This window comes from Marinomonas sp. GJ51-14 (assembly GCF_055808695.1).
Map to the genome: position 1 here is coordinate 1,605,509 of NZ_CM147879.1, position 14,438 is coordinate 1,619,946.

12 protein-coding genes are annotated in these 14,438 nt (G+C 42.7%); 7 read left to right on the forward strand and 5 right to left on the reverse strand.

Features of this window, described 5'->3' with window-relative positions:
- Positions 1-34: 34 nt before the first annotated feature.
- From AC0L3Y_RS07805 to AC0L3Y_RS07815, 3 genes are read right to left on the reverse strand one after another with little or no spacing between them, the layout of a single operon-like run.
- On the reverse strand, positions 35-172 hold the full coding sequence (locus tag AC0L3Y_RS07805; RefSeq protein WP_473470283.1) for a hypothetical protein: 138 nt from the start codon (positions 170-172) through the stop codon (positions 35-37).
- Positions 172-1,197 carry a cytochrome d ubiquinol oxidase subunit II gene (gene cydB, locus AC0L3Y_RS07810; RefSeq protein WP_473470284.1) on the reverse strand — a complete coding sequence of 342 codons (1,026 nt, stop codon included), beginning with the start codon at positions 1,195-1,197 and terminating at the stop codon, positions 172-174. The genes AC0L3Y_RS07805 and cydB overlap by 1 nt, the downstream gene beginning before the upstream one ends.
- Positions 1,197-2,621 carry a cytochrome ubiquinol oxidase subunit I gene (locus AC0L3Y_RS07815; RefSeq protein ID WP_473470285.1) on the reverse strand — a complete coding sequence of 475 codons (1,425 nt, stop codon included), beginning with the start codon at positions 2,619-2,621 and terminating at the stop codon, positions 1,197-1,199. Before AC0L3Y_RS07815 ends, cydB begins: the two co-directional genes overlap by 1 nt.
- Positions 2,622-3,004: 383 nt before the next feature.
- On the opposite strand from AC0L3Y_RS07815, the gene AC0L3Y_RS07820 reads away from it, so the two are divergent.
- Both AC0L3Y_RS07820 and AC0L3Y_RS07825 read left to right on the forward strand, forming a co-directional pair.
- The gene (locus AC0L3Y_RS07820; RefSeq protein ID WP_473470286.1) at positions 3,005-4,933 is read left to right on the forward strand and encodes an ATP-binding protein; all 1,929 of its coding nucleotides are present in this window, start codon (positions 3,005-3,007) and stop codon (positions 4,931-4,933) included.
- The gene (locus AC0L3Y_RS07825) at positions 4,920-6,290 is read left to right on the forward strand and encodes a sigma-54-dependent transcriptional regulator (protein ID WP_473470287.1); all 1,371 of its coding nucleotides are present in this window, start codon (positions 4,920-4,922) and stop codon (positions 6,288-6,290) included. Before AC0L3Y_RS07820 ends, AC0L3Y_RS07825 begins: the two co-directional genes overlap by 14 nt.
- A 13-nt stretch (positions 6,291-6,303) precedes the next feature.
- Here the strand turns inward: AC0L3Y_RS07825 and AC0L3Y_RS07830 are convergent, their stop codons facing one another.
- Together AC0L3Y_RS07830 and xseA are read right to left on the reverse strand one after the other, a co-directional pair.
- A complete protein-coding gene (locus AC0L3Y_RS07830) occupies positions 6,304-7,869 on the reverse strand; it encodes a KAP family P-loop NTPase fold protein (RefSeq protein ID WP_473470288.1) in 1,566 nt (521 codons plus the stop codon).
- Positions 7,870-7,983: 114 nt separating this feature from the next.
- Positions 7,984-9,336, reverse strand: coding sequence for an exodeoxyribonuclease VII large subunit (gene xseA / locus AC0L3Y_RS07835; RefSeq protein WP_473470289.1), 1,353 nt, complete (start codon positions 9,334-9,336; stop codon positions 7,984-7,986).
- A gap of 94 nt (positions 9,337-9,430) precedes the next feature.
- Here xseA and guaB point away from each other — a divergent pair, with 94 nt between their 5' ends.
- From guaB to AC0L3Y_RS07860, 5 genes are all read left to right on the forward strand, one after another.
- Entirely contained in the window at positions 9,431-10,897 is a 1,467-nt protein-coding gene (guaB, locus tag AC0L3Y_RS07840) for an IMP dehydrogenase (RefSeq protein ID WP_473470290.1), read from the forward strand.
- Positions 10,898-11,033: 136 nt separating this feature from the next.
- Positions 11,034-12,611, forward strand: coding sequence for a glutamine-hydrolyzing GMP synthase (guaA, locus tag AC0L3Y_RS07845; RefSeq protein WP_473470292.1), 1,578 nt, complete (start codon positions 11,034-11,036; stop codon positions 12,609-12,611).
- Between the two features lie 112 nt (positions 12,612-12,723).
- A complete protein-coding gene (gene sfsA, locus AC0L3Y_RS07850; protein ID WP_473470294.1) occupies positions 12,724-13,443 on the forward strand; it encodes a DNA/RNA nuclease SfsA in 720 nt (239 codons plus the stop codon).
- Positions 13,444-13,717: 274 nt separating this feature from the next.
- Positions 13,718-13,984: a hypothetical protein gene (locus AC0L3Y_RS07855; protein ID WP_473470296.1), complete on the forward strand. Its 267-nt coding sequence runs from the start codon at positions 13,718-13,720 to the stop codon at positions 13,982-13,984.
- A 90-nt stretch (positions 13,985-14,074) separates the two neighbouring features.
- The gene (locus AC0L3Y_RS07860; RefSeq protein ID WP_473470298.1) at positions 14,075-14,341 is read left to right on the forward strand and encodes a hypothetical protein; all 267 of its coding nucleotides are present in this window, start codon (positions 14,075-14,077) and stop codon (positions 14,339-14,341) included.
- Positions 14,342-14,438 lie beyond the last annotated feature (97 nt).

Consider the following 14,438-nt stretch of genomic DNA (forward strand, 5'->3'; position numbering starts at 1 on the left):
CTTGAATAGATGGTTTTTTGAGCAATACGAGCTTTTAAGGTAACCCAGCCATGAGTAGTTTAATGCCATAGGAGGTTAAAATGAGTGCAATGGAGCCGCTTAAATAAAGTAACAAAAACCATTGCCAGGATTTAAGCTGAGCGACTTTGTCTTTCATTGATTTAAAAAACATTAATATCCCTCCTGATAATCTTCTACTTTCCCCGCAAAGACTCGATAACCCCATATTGTGTAAGCACAAATAAGCGGCACAAAAATACAAACGCCAGGTAACAAAAAGAGCAAACTGCTGTCTGGTGATGCGGCTTCCAGAAAGGTTAATTGTCTTGGAATGAGATAAGGGAATAGCCCAACGACCAAACCTGCAAAACCGAGCAAGAACAAAGTGGCGGCATACCAAAACGGTCGAGCTTCATGGCTTTGTGCTTGTTTATTGTGAGCTCCCTGATTATGAGAGAGTAAGTCCTTCCAGGCCAAAACAGCGACAAAAAGCGTAAGAATTGGCAAAGGCGACAGTAGTAAGAAGTTATAACCGGTAAACCAACGTTCTCGGATTTCGGTCTGGCTAATCACAGTCCATAAGCTGACCACAACCATGGCAAAAAGTGTGATCAATAAAAGATGCTTTCCAAGTTTTGCAGCATGCTCTTGAATGCGCCCTCGGCTTTTCATGAATAAGTAACACGCCGCTAATAAAGCATAACCAGCCATGACAGAAAAACCCGTCAACACAGAGAAGGGTGTTAACCAATGCAGGCTAGAAATACTACTGCTGCCTTCTGGAACGCCTTGAACCAAGGAGCCAAGTAACATGCCTTGGCAAAAAGCAGCAATGGCAGAACCTGCACTAAACGCGAAATCCCAATAAGGCCGAGAGGTATCGGATTTAAAACGATACTCGAAGGCAACACCACGGAAAATCAAGGCAAACAACATCAACATAATTGGCAAGTAAAAGGTAGAAGTGATGCCTGCATACGCCGCTGGAAAGGCCGCGAACAGAATCACACCACCAAATACCAGCCAAGTTTCGTTGCCATCCCAAACGTGTGAAATAGAGCGCATTAAATGATCCCGTTCACCTTCTTGGTTAAACCATGGATAAAGAATGCCAATGCCTAGATCAAAACCGTCCAACAGCACATACATGAAAATCGCAAAACCTAAAACGAGGAAGTAGAAAAAAGCCAAATCCATTATTTATCTCCTTGTTCTTTGTTTTTTGCTTCTTTATTCTGTAAAAGCTTCACCCAAGCAAGTGCGTAACCAGGTGCCTTCATTCCGACCAATTGTTTTTCTAATGCCTCCATGGATGGTGGACCTTTCTTAATGAGTTTTCGCATGAAATAGAGATAAACGCCTAACAATAAAGTGTAAATAATCACAAACATAATGAAGGTAAATAACACTCGTTCTGGCGGTAATGGGGAGACAATTTCCGACGTACGCACTAAGTTATAAACAATCCAAGGCTGACGGCCAATTTCAACCACATACCAACCTGCCAAGACGGCAATGACTCCAGACGGTGTGAATAAAGCCACCAAAGCCAGAAAGGGCTTGTTTTCAAATAGGCGATCTTTTCGACGTAAAACCAGAGCCAATAACGCGATGCCCAACATACCAAAACCAATACCGACCATGACGCGGAATGACCAAAATACTAATGGCACATAAGGTCTGTCTTCTGGCGGAACGGCTTTTAAACCTTGTACCGCACCGTCCCAAGAATGGGTAAGAATGAGACTGCCAAGGTTTGGAATGCCTACTTCGTAATCATTGGATTCTGTTTCCATGTTTGGCATTGCGAAAAGCAACAGAGGCACGTTTTCTTCTTTTGCGTCCCAAATGCCTTCCATTGCTGCCAATTTAGTTGGCTGATGTTCTTGTACGTTCAAGCCGTGCATGTCACCAATCCAAGCTTGTAGTGGTGTCAGCACTAAGGCAAACCACATACACATAGACAGGCCTTTTTTCGCAAAAGGAATGTTTTTCTTTTTCAGCAAGTAATAGGCGCTAATACCTGCGACAAGAAAGGTTGCAGTAATCAGTGACGCCATGACCATGTGAGTAAGTCGGTACGGCATAGAAGGGTTGAAAATAACTTCCATCCAACTTTCCACTTCAAACTTGCCTTCGACAATTTTGTAGCCTGTTGGCGTTTGCATCCAAGAATTCGCCACAATGATCCAGAATGCAGAAAACCAAGTGCCGATCATAACGACCATGGTTGAAAAGAAGTGAAGTTTTCGACCCACCCGTTGCCAGCCAAATAACATGACCCCAAGGAAACCTGCTTCCATAAAAAATGCCGTTAGCACTTCATAGGCCATCAATGGCCCTAAAACAGCGCCAGTGATTTCAGAGAACTTGGAGAAGTTCGTGCCGAACTCATAAGACAGCACAATCCCAGAAACGACGCCCATGCCAAAGGTAATCGCAAAGGGTTTGATCCAGAATTTAGCCAGCTGTAAATAATACGGGTTATGGGTTTTTAGCCATAAGCCTTCCCAGATCGCAATCAGCGTAGCAAGGCCGATCGTGATACTCGGGAAAATGATGTGGAAACTCACAGTAAAGGCAAACTGGAGTCGGGATAAGATAGCGACGTCGAGATCCATTGTTATTCCAATAATGAATAGGAAGCCTGTATCAGGCTTCAGTTAGTAAGATAGGTTTAAAACATTACACACAGTGTCAGAACTTCTTGTTGATTCTGATAGTGCGCAGTTGTTGATATGCCAATGGAAGTAACGCCAAACCCACAATGCTAAAAAGTGCGATGATTTCAGTCATAAAAAAGCCAGTATTCATAACGCTTGCCCCGTTAATAGATAAAAGATTGAGATAGATCAAAAGACTCAGTAGAGTGATAGCAATTGATAGGCCAATGTTTATAGATTTTTATCTGATTGATTTTTAAAGGTATTATTTTATTTTTGCTAATATCGTAAAAGAAGTTTACGATTTCTCTCTATTTATGGTGTAAACGAGGTTTACAGTTGTGACGCTCTCATTAATGTTTGAAGTCGCCATGTTGGTGTCTAGTGTATGTGGCTTTTTAGTTGCAGCTTGGCTGTTATGGCGTGCTCGAAATCAAGGCGATCTACAGGCATTGGCGGGTTTTGCCATCATGATGGCGATTTGGTGTTTTGGTCATGTAATCCTGTTCCAAGGTTATGACCGCCTTGGTATTTTTATTATTCTCGCCAATCCGCTAATGCCAACATTCTTTCTGCATTTTGCCATTCGTTTTGTGAATTCAGGAGCCGCAAAAGAAACGTTTCTTGATCGGCTTCATCAGGCTATTCCTTGGTTTTATTTAATGAGTTTTGTTGTGGTGTTAGAAAGCTGGTGGACGGGCGGTGGGGATGCCATTAGCACGCCGGATACGCGTTCCTTTTTTGTCTTTACGGATGCCGGTTTATTGAATCTGGTTTACACCGTATTGATTGGTATCTTGGCCCATGGGGTGTTGTTGTTCGGTTGGTACCGTCATTCTGGCAATAAGAAACGCTCGATTCTCGCTATGTTTGGCGTTGGTGCTTGGGGCTTATTATTAGCTACTAGCTTTGTTTTCCCTTCTTTTGGCATCAGTTGGTTTCCTTATCCAATGTTGTTACTGCCAACCTATTTGTTGCTTTTGGTTTATGGCGTTGTTCGTTACCAAATCCTTTCAGTGAATGCGTTTGCCAATCGTGCCTTGCTTTGGGTGGCGATGATGTTGGTGATTTTGTGTTTAATCGCCGTAATGAGTGTGGTGTCTGGACGGATTGGTTTACAGGCTTTGGCGAATGTTCCGAGCTGGCAACTGTGGTTGTATTCTTTATTGATTCTGGTGATGTCAGCATTGATTTATCAGCCGCTCAATCGTTTGATTTCAAAATTGATTTACCCCGGTGCAGTATTAAATGAAACCGTCTTGGATACTTGGTCTAGTCAGTTAAAAGAAGCACAAGATTGGCAGCAATTAATAAAAGTTGGTGAAGGCTTACTTTCTTCTCAGATCAGACGTAACGTGACCATAAAGCTGGATTTTAGCGCCGCCGATTATGCTGATAAAAAACCAGATGAAAATTCTAGTAAACACCTTGATAGCAGTCATGAATTAGCCTTAAACGTATCTCGTTCTGAATCCGACTGGCGTTTCGTCTTGTTGGGTTGGGACGATGCGAGTCCGGGAATGCGATTAACCGCAGAGGTTTTTGCTTCTTTGTTTTCGACCAGTTGCGGTTTGCTTGAACGGTCGTTGGCATTGGCTGTGGCAGAACGAAAACGCCTTGATGAAAAACATCTTGTGGAGTTGGGAAGTTTGTCTGCCGCCATGGCCCATGAATTGCGCAATCCCTTAAACATTATTGCGATGGCGGCTTACGATACACCGCCAGAAACACGCCAGCACATTCAAATTCAATTACAAAGAGCAGACCGCTTAGTGAGCGACATGCTGGTGTATTCGGGTGGACTCACATTGCAAATTTCCTCTACGCCGTTACGGGCTTTAATTACCAGCGTATTAGCGCAAGCTCAGCTGGGCGATATTCGTTACGAGTTAGAGATTGACGAATCCCTTGAGCTAGACGCAGACCCTCAACGCCTTCAGCAAGTCTTTGTTAACTTGATTGATAACGCCACGGCTTTTTTACGTAATCAATCGGAAGGAAAGTTATTCATCGAAGCAAAGTCGGATGGTGAAATGCTGGTGATTCAAGTGCATAACAATGGTCCAGAAATTGATGAACACTTACAAGGTGAGGCGCTGTTTCAACCTTTTGTGACGAAACGAGCAGGCGGCAGTGGCTTAGGTTTAGCGATAGTACGTCGTATTCTTGATGCTCATGGTGGCCGAATTCGTCATCGTTCTGATACGAACTGGCCTGTCACTTTCGAAATAGTCTTGCCTCAACGGAAGGAAGAACATGATGCAAAATAAAATTCTACTGGTCGATGATGAGCCAGCGTTTCGAGAATTAGCCAGTCGTTGGTTAGCGAACCAAGATTATCACGTCAAAACCGCTGGCAGCTTAGAAGAAGCGCGTGATGTGATCGGCAAATTCGATGCGGATTTAGTCTTGCTCGACCTTTCCATGCCACCGCATTTTGATCCTCAAGTGACTTTGGATTCTTTGTCAGACTTTGACGGTCGCCCCGTGATTATTATCACTGGTAACGCAGACCGTGACTTGGCGTTAAAAGCCGTTTCCCTTGGCGCTTGGGATTTCATCGCCAAGCCCATTGATCCTGATATGTTGGCTGTTGTGGTTCGCCGAGCTATCACCAAAACTACCTTGGAGCGGGAATTAAACCAGCTCAAACAGTCGACACAACAATCTCAAGGTGCGGCGTCTTATATTGGTCACTCTGCGAGTTCACAAAAAATCCGTGCCTTAATCGAACGCATTGCGCCAACAGACGTGCGTGTTTTGGTCACTGGGCCATCGGGCACAGGCAAAGAAGTGATTTCACGCACCTTGCATGACTTGAGCCACAGAGCGAGCAAAGCGTTTGTCTCTGTTCATTGTGGCGCGATTCCTGCTGATTTATTGGAAAGTGAATTATTTGGTTACATGAAAGGCGCATTTACCGGCGCGGAAAAAGACAAAGTCGGCTTGCTCAGTCTTGCGGATGGCGGCACATTATTCTTGGACGAGATCGGCGAAATGCCACTGGCGATGCAAGTAAAACTGCTACGAGTGTTGCAAGAAGGCACGTTTTTCCCTGTTGGCGGACGAGAGCAAAAACACATCGACATTCGTGTTGTGTCTGCCACTAATGCGGATTTACTAGGGAAGGTTCAAGAAGGCAGTTTTCGAGAAGATTTATACTATCGAATTAAAGGCGTAAACATTGAAACACAATCTCTGTCTGATCGATTGGAAGACGTTCCCGTATTACTGCAAGCTTTTCTGCATCGCTTGCAATCTCAGCAGTCCAAAAACTTACAACTTAGCTCAGAGGCGTTGCAATGGTTTCGAGACCAAACTTGGCCTGGTAATGTCCGTGAGCTAAAAAATGCGTTAGAAAGCGTCGCGTCTATTTGTCCAGAAGGGCGCATTAGCATGGACGATATTCAGCTTCTTTATCCTAGTATTGATCGCATAAGCAAGTCGCAACTTATCTCTGATTCATCTATTAGTGAAGCCACCTTAGACGAGCAAGTTCGAGAGCTGGAAATTCGCCTGATTCACCACGCCTTAGAGAAAAGCCAAGGTAATCGAACTCAAGCTGCTAAACAGCTCGGTATCTCAAGACAGGGATTAATCAAAAAAATAGAAAGGTATGGGTTGTGAGGATGACGCTTATTTAAGCGTCATCAGAACTTGTGTCGCCATCGATCCAATCTAAAGCAGAAGCGAGTTCGACATAATCCTTGTATTGATCAAGTGTTACTTCGTTAAAATTACCTTTGTAATATAGGGCTTGTAACCATGATGAACCTACTTCGGTGTTCATAGTTTGTCCATAGTAAGTTATTAGATTGGCTTCTATGTCTTTAAGTGAGTGGTTCTTTTTTTCAAAAAATAGCGAAAAGGTCCCTTCAAAATATTTCAGTAGAGTTAAACAGTATGTTTGCTCAAGATAAGGATTAAGTACATTAGCCTGCTTTGAGGTTCTTAAATAAGGAAAACTTGTCTGGGGTACGAAATGGAATTTCATTATAGATTTATGATCTTTGAAGCGGTATTTAAGATGACCAATAATACCTACGGATTGAGTATTTGGAAGCTTATAAAAATATGAATTAGAGGTGACTTTTAAAAAAACTTCTCTGTCTTCCTCTCTAAGACATAATAAAGTTGTCAGCATCAAAATATCAATTTTAGATCCAGCCGGCATATTTGATAGCGTGGCTATTACTCGATCAGTAATTTGGATTGCTGTTCTTGGTAGCATATCGAAGGCATCTAAAATTACAGCAATATTACCTAACGTCACTTTGCCATCTGGGTTGGGTGGCAGAATTTTTATACCTTTTTGTTCTAAGTATTCACCCGATAATTTTGTGTAATCCACATGGACTTCTAAGAAGTCTTTTAGGTCAGGCGCTTTTAAACTGAATCGGCTGTTGAAAAACCGACCAAGATAAAGTCGCGCATCGAAACCTTCACCATAAATGGCTTTGACTGCATGTTGTAGTTGTTCTGTATCTGTTGCAACTACGAAGACAATGCCTTCGATATCAAAAATATGTTTGATGGTTTCCAGCATTTCTACGGCATAACTTGGTCGACAACGATCTAACTCATCGATGAAAATGAAAGCGGGATATGTTTTTTCGTCTTCTGGATTGTCTGTAATAAAAGAAACCCATTCAGCAACGCTGGTTTTTAAATCGTCAATTGCTTGTGACTTTTCTTCGTGTTCATCGAGTAAGTGTGTAACAGCGTCTGCAGCTACGTCACTTAAATCGATGAAGTCTTCATCACCAAAGTACTTCTTAGAAAATGTTTTTATTAGGGCTGGCGCCGCTGCTTTTAATAAGCCAACAACCTTGTTAGGAATTGCAAAATCAGATTTCTTTACATCTATACCAGCTTGCTCTCTAAGCTGATTTATCACAGAAGAAATAACCGTCATTAACGGATCATCGGAATAGTCTTGTTTCCATGCATCGATGTATACAACAGGGAAGTGTGGCTTTAAGTCCTCTGACCAACGCTTAAGAAAGTAAGTTTTACCAGAACCCCATTCTGAATTGAGGTTAAGTACATAATTTTGTTTTTTATCGGTGGAAGCATCACAACCTTGATCGACTAAAAACTGCGTTAAGAACTGCGCGTACTTCACTCGGTCGAGCGTGTCTTTCGGAAAGTCTTCGTCGTCTATACTTTTAGGGGCAGACCAGTTTATAGCGTCGTTCGTAAACATGTTATTGCTTCCTTTTAATAACTATGGAGAAAAATAAGAAACACAGTGGCGCGACTTTTCGCGCTTGCGCGTGGAGCGAACGTGTTTCTTGTTTTTGGTCTAATTCAACTCAAGTTAGCTTACAGCTTTAGTCGTTTTAACAGTACAGCTGACTTCACCATCTTGAACTCTGACTTTAATAGCATCACCTTTCTCTACATCATTAATAGAGCGAATTACTTGTTCATCTTTCGATGCGATGGCGTAGCCGCGAGATAAGGTATTGAGCGGACTGACGAGGTTGAGTTTGTCGATGATGCGAGCAAAAGCGGTTTGTTTGCTGGTTAAGTTGTTGCGTAGGGCGTGAGCAAGTCGCGTGTCTATGTTGTTGAGTGTTTGTCTTTCTTGGTTGATGCGACGAGTAGGACTGTTTCTCTCAAGTCGGTGGGTGATGTTGCTCGTCTGAATATGTTGCTCTGACACTTTACGTTGAATGTTTTGCTGTAGGCGATGTATCAGCTGATTGAGCTGACTTTGTTGTTGATCAATTCGCTCTTTCGGGTGGCGAATGCGTTTTGTCGTGAAATCAAGTTGTTGTTGGCTTTGTTCGAGAATGCGAGACATGCGTCGAATCAACTGTTTTTCCTGTTGCTCAATTTGTCTAATCAGTTGATTACGGTCTGGGCTGAGTAATTCGGCGGCGGCCGTCGGTGTGGCAGCGCGAACGTCAGCGACAAAGTCTGTAATGGTGAAGTCTGTTTCATGACCTACCGCTGAAACAATCGGTGTTTTGGCATGAAAGACGGCTCTGGCTAAGGCTTCATCGTTGAAACTCCATAAGTCTTCCAGTGAACCGCCGCCACGACCAAGAACTATAGCGTCGAAATGACTGCTGTCGTCTGCTCGTTGTAGTTGTCTTAAAATATTTTTTGCAGCGTCTTGGCCTTGTACTAATGAAGGTAGAATTGTGAGCTCCGTTAAGGGAAAGCGTCGACGAAACGCAATAATCATATCTCGTACAGCAGCACCAACAGGAGAGGTAATAATAGCAACGCGCTCTGGTTTGGTTGGCAATGGCTTTTTATGGGATGCGTCAAACAGTCCTTCAAGTTGTAAGTTGGCTTTTAATCTTTCGAACGCTTGTTGAAGGGCGCCTTCACCGGCGGATTCCATGCTTTCTACGCTGAGTTGGCAATCTCCGCGTGGCCCATAAAAAGTGACTCTGGCGCGTAATCGAACTTTGTCACCGTCTTTTGGGCGAAAACGAACGGCGTTATTTTTACTTTTGAACATGGCGCAGCGGATTTGGGCTTTGTCATCTTTGAGTGAAAAGTACCAATGTCCTGATCCTGGCTTGGCCAGATTGGAGATTTCACCTTCCACTAAAATCCAAGGTAAACTGGCTTCAAGTAGCTGTTGAATCTGCTTATTTAGTTGCGAGACGCTAAATGCAGTTTCTTGTGAGGCAGAAGTTGTAAAATTATTCATCAATCTCTCGTGGTTTTGATTTACCGAATGCAACTATAGGAGTAGAATTACTTGCCATCTTAACACCCTTGTTGGCATTGGAAACTCCCCTATTATGTTACGAATCGTGCAAGAAGCCCTAACGTTTGATGACGTATTGCTTATCCCCGGCTATTCTGAAGTTCTTCCGAAGGATGTTAGCCTCAAAACTAAAATCACGAAAGACATTGAGCTGAATATTCCGCTTACGTCTTCCGCAATGGATACTGTTACCGAACATCGCATGGCGATTGCTTTGGCTCAAGAAGGCGGCATAGGCATTGTGCACAAAAACTTGACCATTGAAGAGCAAGCGACAGAAGTTCGTCGTGTTAAAAAATACGAAAGCGGTATTGTCCGTGATCTTGTTACTATCCATCCAGAAGCGACTGTGCATGAATTGATGGCATTAACTGCTTCAAACAGTATTTCTAGTGTGCCTGTTGTTAAAGGTTCGGATCTTGTTGGTATCGTTACGAGCCGTGATGTTCGTTTCGTTAAGGATTTTGATAAAAGCGTTGCTGATATCATGACACCTAAAGATCGACTGGTAACAGCACTTGAAGGTGCATCTTCTGGTTCCATCCGTAAATTGCTTCATGAAAACCGCATTGAGAAAGTGCTGATTGTGAATGAGCAGTTTGAATTGCGTGGCATGGTAACTGTAACCGATTTTAATAAAGCAACAACCTATCCAAATGCGTGCAAAGATGACCAAGGTCGTTTGCGTGTTGGTGCGGCTGTTGGTACAGGTGCTGATACTGAAGATCGTGTCAAAGCACTTTCTGACGCAGGCGTTGATATTATTGTTGTTGATACGGCTCACGGTCATTCTAAAGGTGTTATTGACCGCGTTCGTTGGGTGAAGGAAACGTTCCCTCATATTCAAGTGATCGGTGGTAACATAGCAACAGCGGATGCGGCGATTGCGCTTGCAGATGCAGGTGCTGATGGCGTGAAAGTAGGTATCGGCCCAGGTTCAATTTGTACAACTCGTATTGTTGCTGGTGTAGGTGTTCCTCAAATCAGTGCGGTAGCAAATGTTGCTGAAGCGATGAATCCTCGTGGTATTCCTGTTATTGCTGATGGCGGTGTTCGTTTCTCTGGTGATATTGCTAAGGCGATTGCCGCTGGTGCAAGTGTCATCATGGTTGGTGGTTTGCTTGCTGGTACAGATGAAGCTCCTGGAGAAGTTGTTTTATTCCAAGGCCGTTCATTTAAAGCATATCGTGGTATGGGCTCGCTTGGTGCTATGTCTCAGTCTCAAGGTTCGAGTGATCGTTACTTCCAAGATTCAAGCAGCGTAGAAAAGCTTGTGCCTGAAGGTATTGAAGGTCGTGTACCATCAAAAGGCCCAATGGTCGCTGTTGTTCATCAGTTGATGGGCGGCGTTCGTTCTTCAATGGGTTACACTGGATCTCCAGACATTGAGACGATGCGTACGAAAACTCAATTCTCTCAAATCACCGGTGCTGGTATGCGTGAAAGTCATGTTCATGATGTGACAATTACGAAAGAGGCACCAAATTATCACGTGGGTTAATCGCTTGATAATTTGATATTCGGATGGGGCGTATAACACGCCCCATCTTTATTTTTTGCTCTTACTATCTATTGATTAATTACTTCTATTTTAAAAGACGATGTTCTTTTAGATAGAGTGAAAGGAATGGCTAACAATGTCGCAAGATATCCACGCTCATAAAATTCTTATTCTTGATTTTGGCTCCCAGTACACTCAGCTGATTGCACGTCGTGTTCGTGAAATTGGTGTTTACTGTGAAGTTCGTGCTTTTGATATGGAAGATCAAGAAGTTATTGATTTCGCTCCTAAAGGTATCATCTTGGCTGGTGGTCCTGAATCTGTTCCTGAGCCGGGTTCTCCTCGAGCTCCAGAAGCCGTATTCACTTTGGGTGTACCTGTTTTCGGTATCTGTTATGGCATGCAAACAATGGCAGAACAATTGGGCGGTAAAGTTCAAGGTTCTGAGTTGCGTGAATTTGGCTATGCTCAAATTCGTAAGCATGAAGGCACTTCTTTGTTGGCTGGTATTCAAGACCATGTCGCAAACAACGGTGTTGCTGCATTAGATGTTTGGATGAGTCATGGCGATAAAGTGTCGGCTATGCCCGCAGATTTTGCTTTGATGGCCTCTACTGAAAGTTGTCCTATCGCGGCGATGGCGAATGAAGTTAAGAAATTTTATGGCGTTCAGTTTCATCCAGAAGTAACACACACAAAACAAGGTGGTAAAATTTTATCTCGTTTTGTTGTGGATATCTGTGAGTGTGACACTTTGTGGACTCCTGCTAATATTGCTGAAGATGCTATCGAAAGAATGCGTGAGCAAGTAGGTGATAAACAAGTTCTGTTAGCCTTGTCTGGCGGTGTTGATTCTTCTGTTGTAGCGGCCTTGTTACATAAAGCCATTGGTAATCAGTTGACGTGTGTTTTCGTTGATAACGGCTTGCTTCGTTTGAACGAAGGCGATCAAGTGATGAAGATGTTTGCAGATAATATGGGTGTAAAAGTAATCCGTGTTGATGCGGAGGATCTATTCCTTGGTAAATTGGCAGGTGAAGATGACCCAGAGAAAAAACGCAAAATCATTGGTAACACCTTTATTGAAATCTTTGATGAAGAGTCTTCGAAACTGAATAACATTGAGTTTCTTGCTCAGGGCACTATCTACCCAGATGTTATCGAATCTGCTGCTTCTAAAACAGGTAAAGCTCACGTCATCAAATCTCATCATAATGTAGGTGGTTTGCCTGAAGACATGAAAATGGAGTTGGTTGAGCCTCTTCGTGAATTGTTTAAAGATGAAGTGCGTAAGTTAGGTGTTGCGCTTGGTTTGCCCCATGACATGGTTTATCGTCATCCGTTCCCTGGGCCAGGTCTAGGTGTGCGTATCTTGGGTGAAGTGAAGAAAGAATACGCTGATATTTTACGTCGTGCGGATGCTATTTTCATTGAAGAGCTTCGCCGTTCCGGCTGGTATGACAAGACGAGCCAAGCGTTCGTTGTCTTCTTGCCTGTTAAATCAGTAGGTGTGGTTGGTGACGGTCGTCGTTACGAATACGTAGTAGCACTTCGTGCAGTTGAAACTATCGACTTTATGACAGCGCGTTGGGCTCATCTTCCGTACGAATTATTGGAAACAGTTTCTGGCCGTATTATCAATGAAATCGAGAACATTTCTCGTGTGGCTTATGATGTTTCTTCTAAGCCGCCAGCAACGATTGAGTGGGAATAATTCTTTTTCATTAATCGTTTGATTTGAGCTCAGAGATAGGCGGCTCTCTTTTTAGTTAAAGAGGGCCGTTTTTTTATTTATATTATTTCTATAAAAACATTGGAGTAATGACGTGGATTTTCCAACCCCATTAATTGAAGGTCGACTAATTAAGCGCTATAAGCGCTTTTTATCTGATATCCAGCTGCCGAATGGTGAAGTGGTTGTTGCGCATTGTCCAAATACAGGTTCGATGAAACGTTGCCAACAAGACGACGCTCGTGTGTGGCTTTCCAAAAGTGATAATCCAAAGCGAAAGCTTGGCTACACTTGGGAGTTAGTCGAAATAGATGGTAAGCATCTAGCCTGCATTAACACTGGTTATCCTAATAAGTTGGTGGGGGAAGCGATTCGTAACGGTGCGATAAAGGAAATATCTGAATATACAGAGCAAAAAGCCGAGGTGAAATACGGTGAAAATAGCCGTATTGATTGGTTGTTGACAGGACGAGATGGTCAAAAATGTTACGTAGAAGTGAAAAACGTGACTTTGCTGGAAGAAGATGGTGGTGGTTATTTTCCTGATGCGGTAACAGAGCGAGGACGTAAGCATTTATATGAATTAGCAAGAATGGTTGAAGAAGGGCATAGAGCTGTTTTGTTTTTCTGTGTAAGTCATACGGGTATTGATTCTGTTTCTCCAGCGGCTCATATCGATGAAAAATATGCGCTCGCTTTTAATGATGTGTTGAGTAGAGGTGTTGAAGTGCTCGCTTATAAAGTGGATATAACCACTAAAAAAATGATTGTTAGTTATTCCATTCCTGTCATAGCTCCTAAGATTGTCTCTTAAAAAATCATATCAACTTTACAGTGCTTTATTTGGCGGTTAAGTCTCTAAATAAAGTGTCTGTATTTCTTTTATTTCGTCAATTTCTCTTTACCTATTCTTACTTTCAACGCTCAATCGAGAGTTTATTGCTTTCATTCTGAATCAAACAGGGAAGCGGCTTTCAGATGCTTTTTTAATGAGAATCTATTGCTATTATTTCTCTCGTGGGAACGCAATCGTTCTTAATAAAGACCTTTTATTAGAATTGAAAACTATCAATTAATGGAGAAATATTATGAATGCATTTACAAAAACAGCTCTAGCTTTATTTGCTGCAACAGCTATCTCTACAGCGGCTTTCGCAAACGACGATGCTTTAGTTGATGCTCAGTCTCGAGTTGATGCAATTGCAGCTCAACTTGAAAGCATGGGTGCTGAAGTTGATTCAAGTGTTGATTTAAACGCAGCAGCAACTCCTGAAGAAAAAGAAGCAATGTTGGGTGCTAAATTTGAAGAATTGCAGGCTCAACTTGAAGGTTTACAAGCGCAAACTGCTGAGTAATACCTGATATTTCAACGTTATCGTCGCTAGAATTTATTACTGGCTGACATTTATATCTGAAAATTGAAATCTAATTAATGGAGATATGACATGAATGTATTTACAAAAACAGCGTTAACACTTTTTGCAGCTACGACTATTTCAACAGCAGCGTTTGCAAATGATGATGCATTAGCAGAGGCTCAATCTCGTGTAGATGCTATTTCAGCACAACTTGAAAGCATGGGTGCTGAAGTCGATGCAACTGTTGAACTTAATGCCGCGGCAACACCAATTGAACAAGAAGCGGCATTGACTGCTAAGTATGAAGAGTTACAAGCTCAACTTGAAGACCTGCAAGCAAAAACTGCCGAGTAATATTCGATAGTATCTAAGCCCACTTCTGTTTCGATGGAAGTGGGCTTAATTTAGTGTTGATGGATTAATGTTTAGTGGATGGGTTGGAAGGGTTATC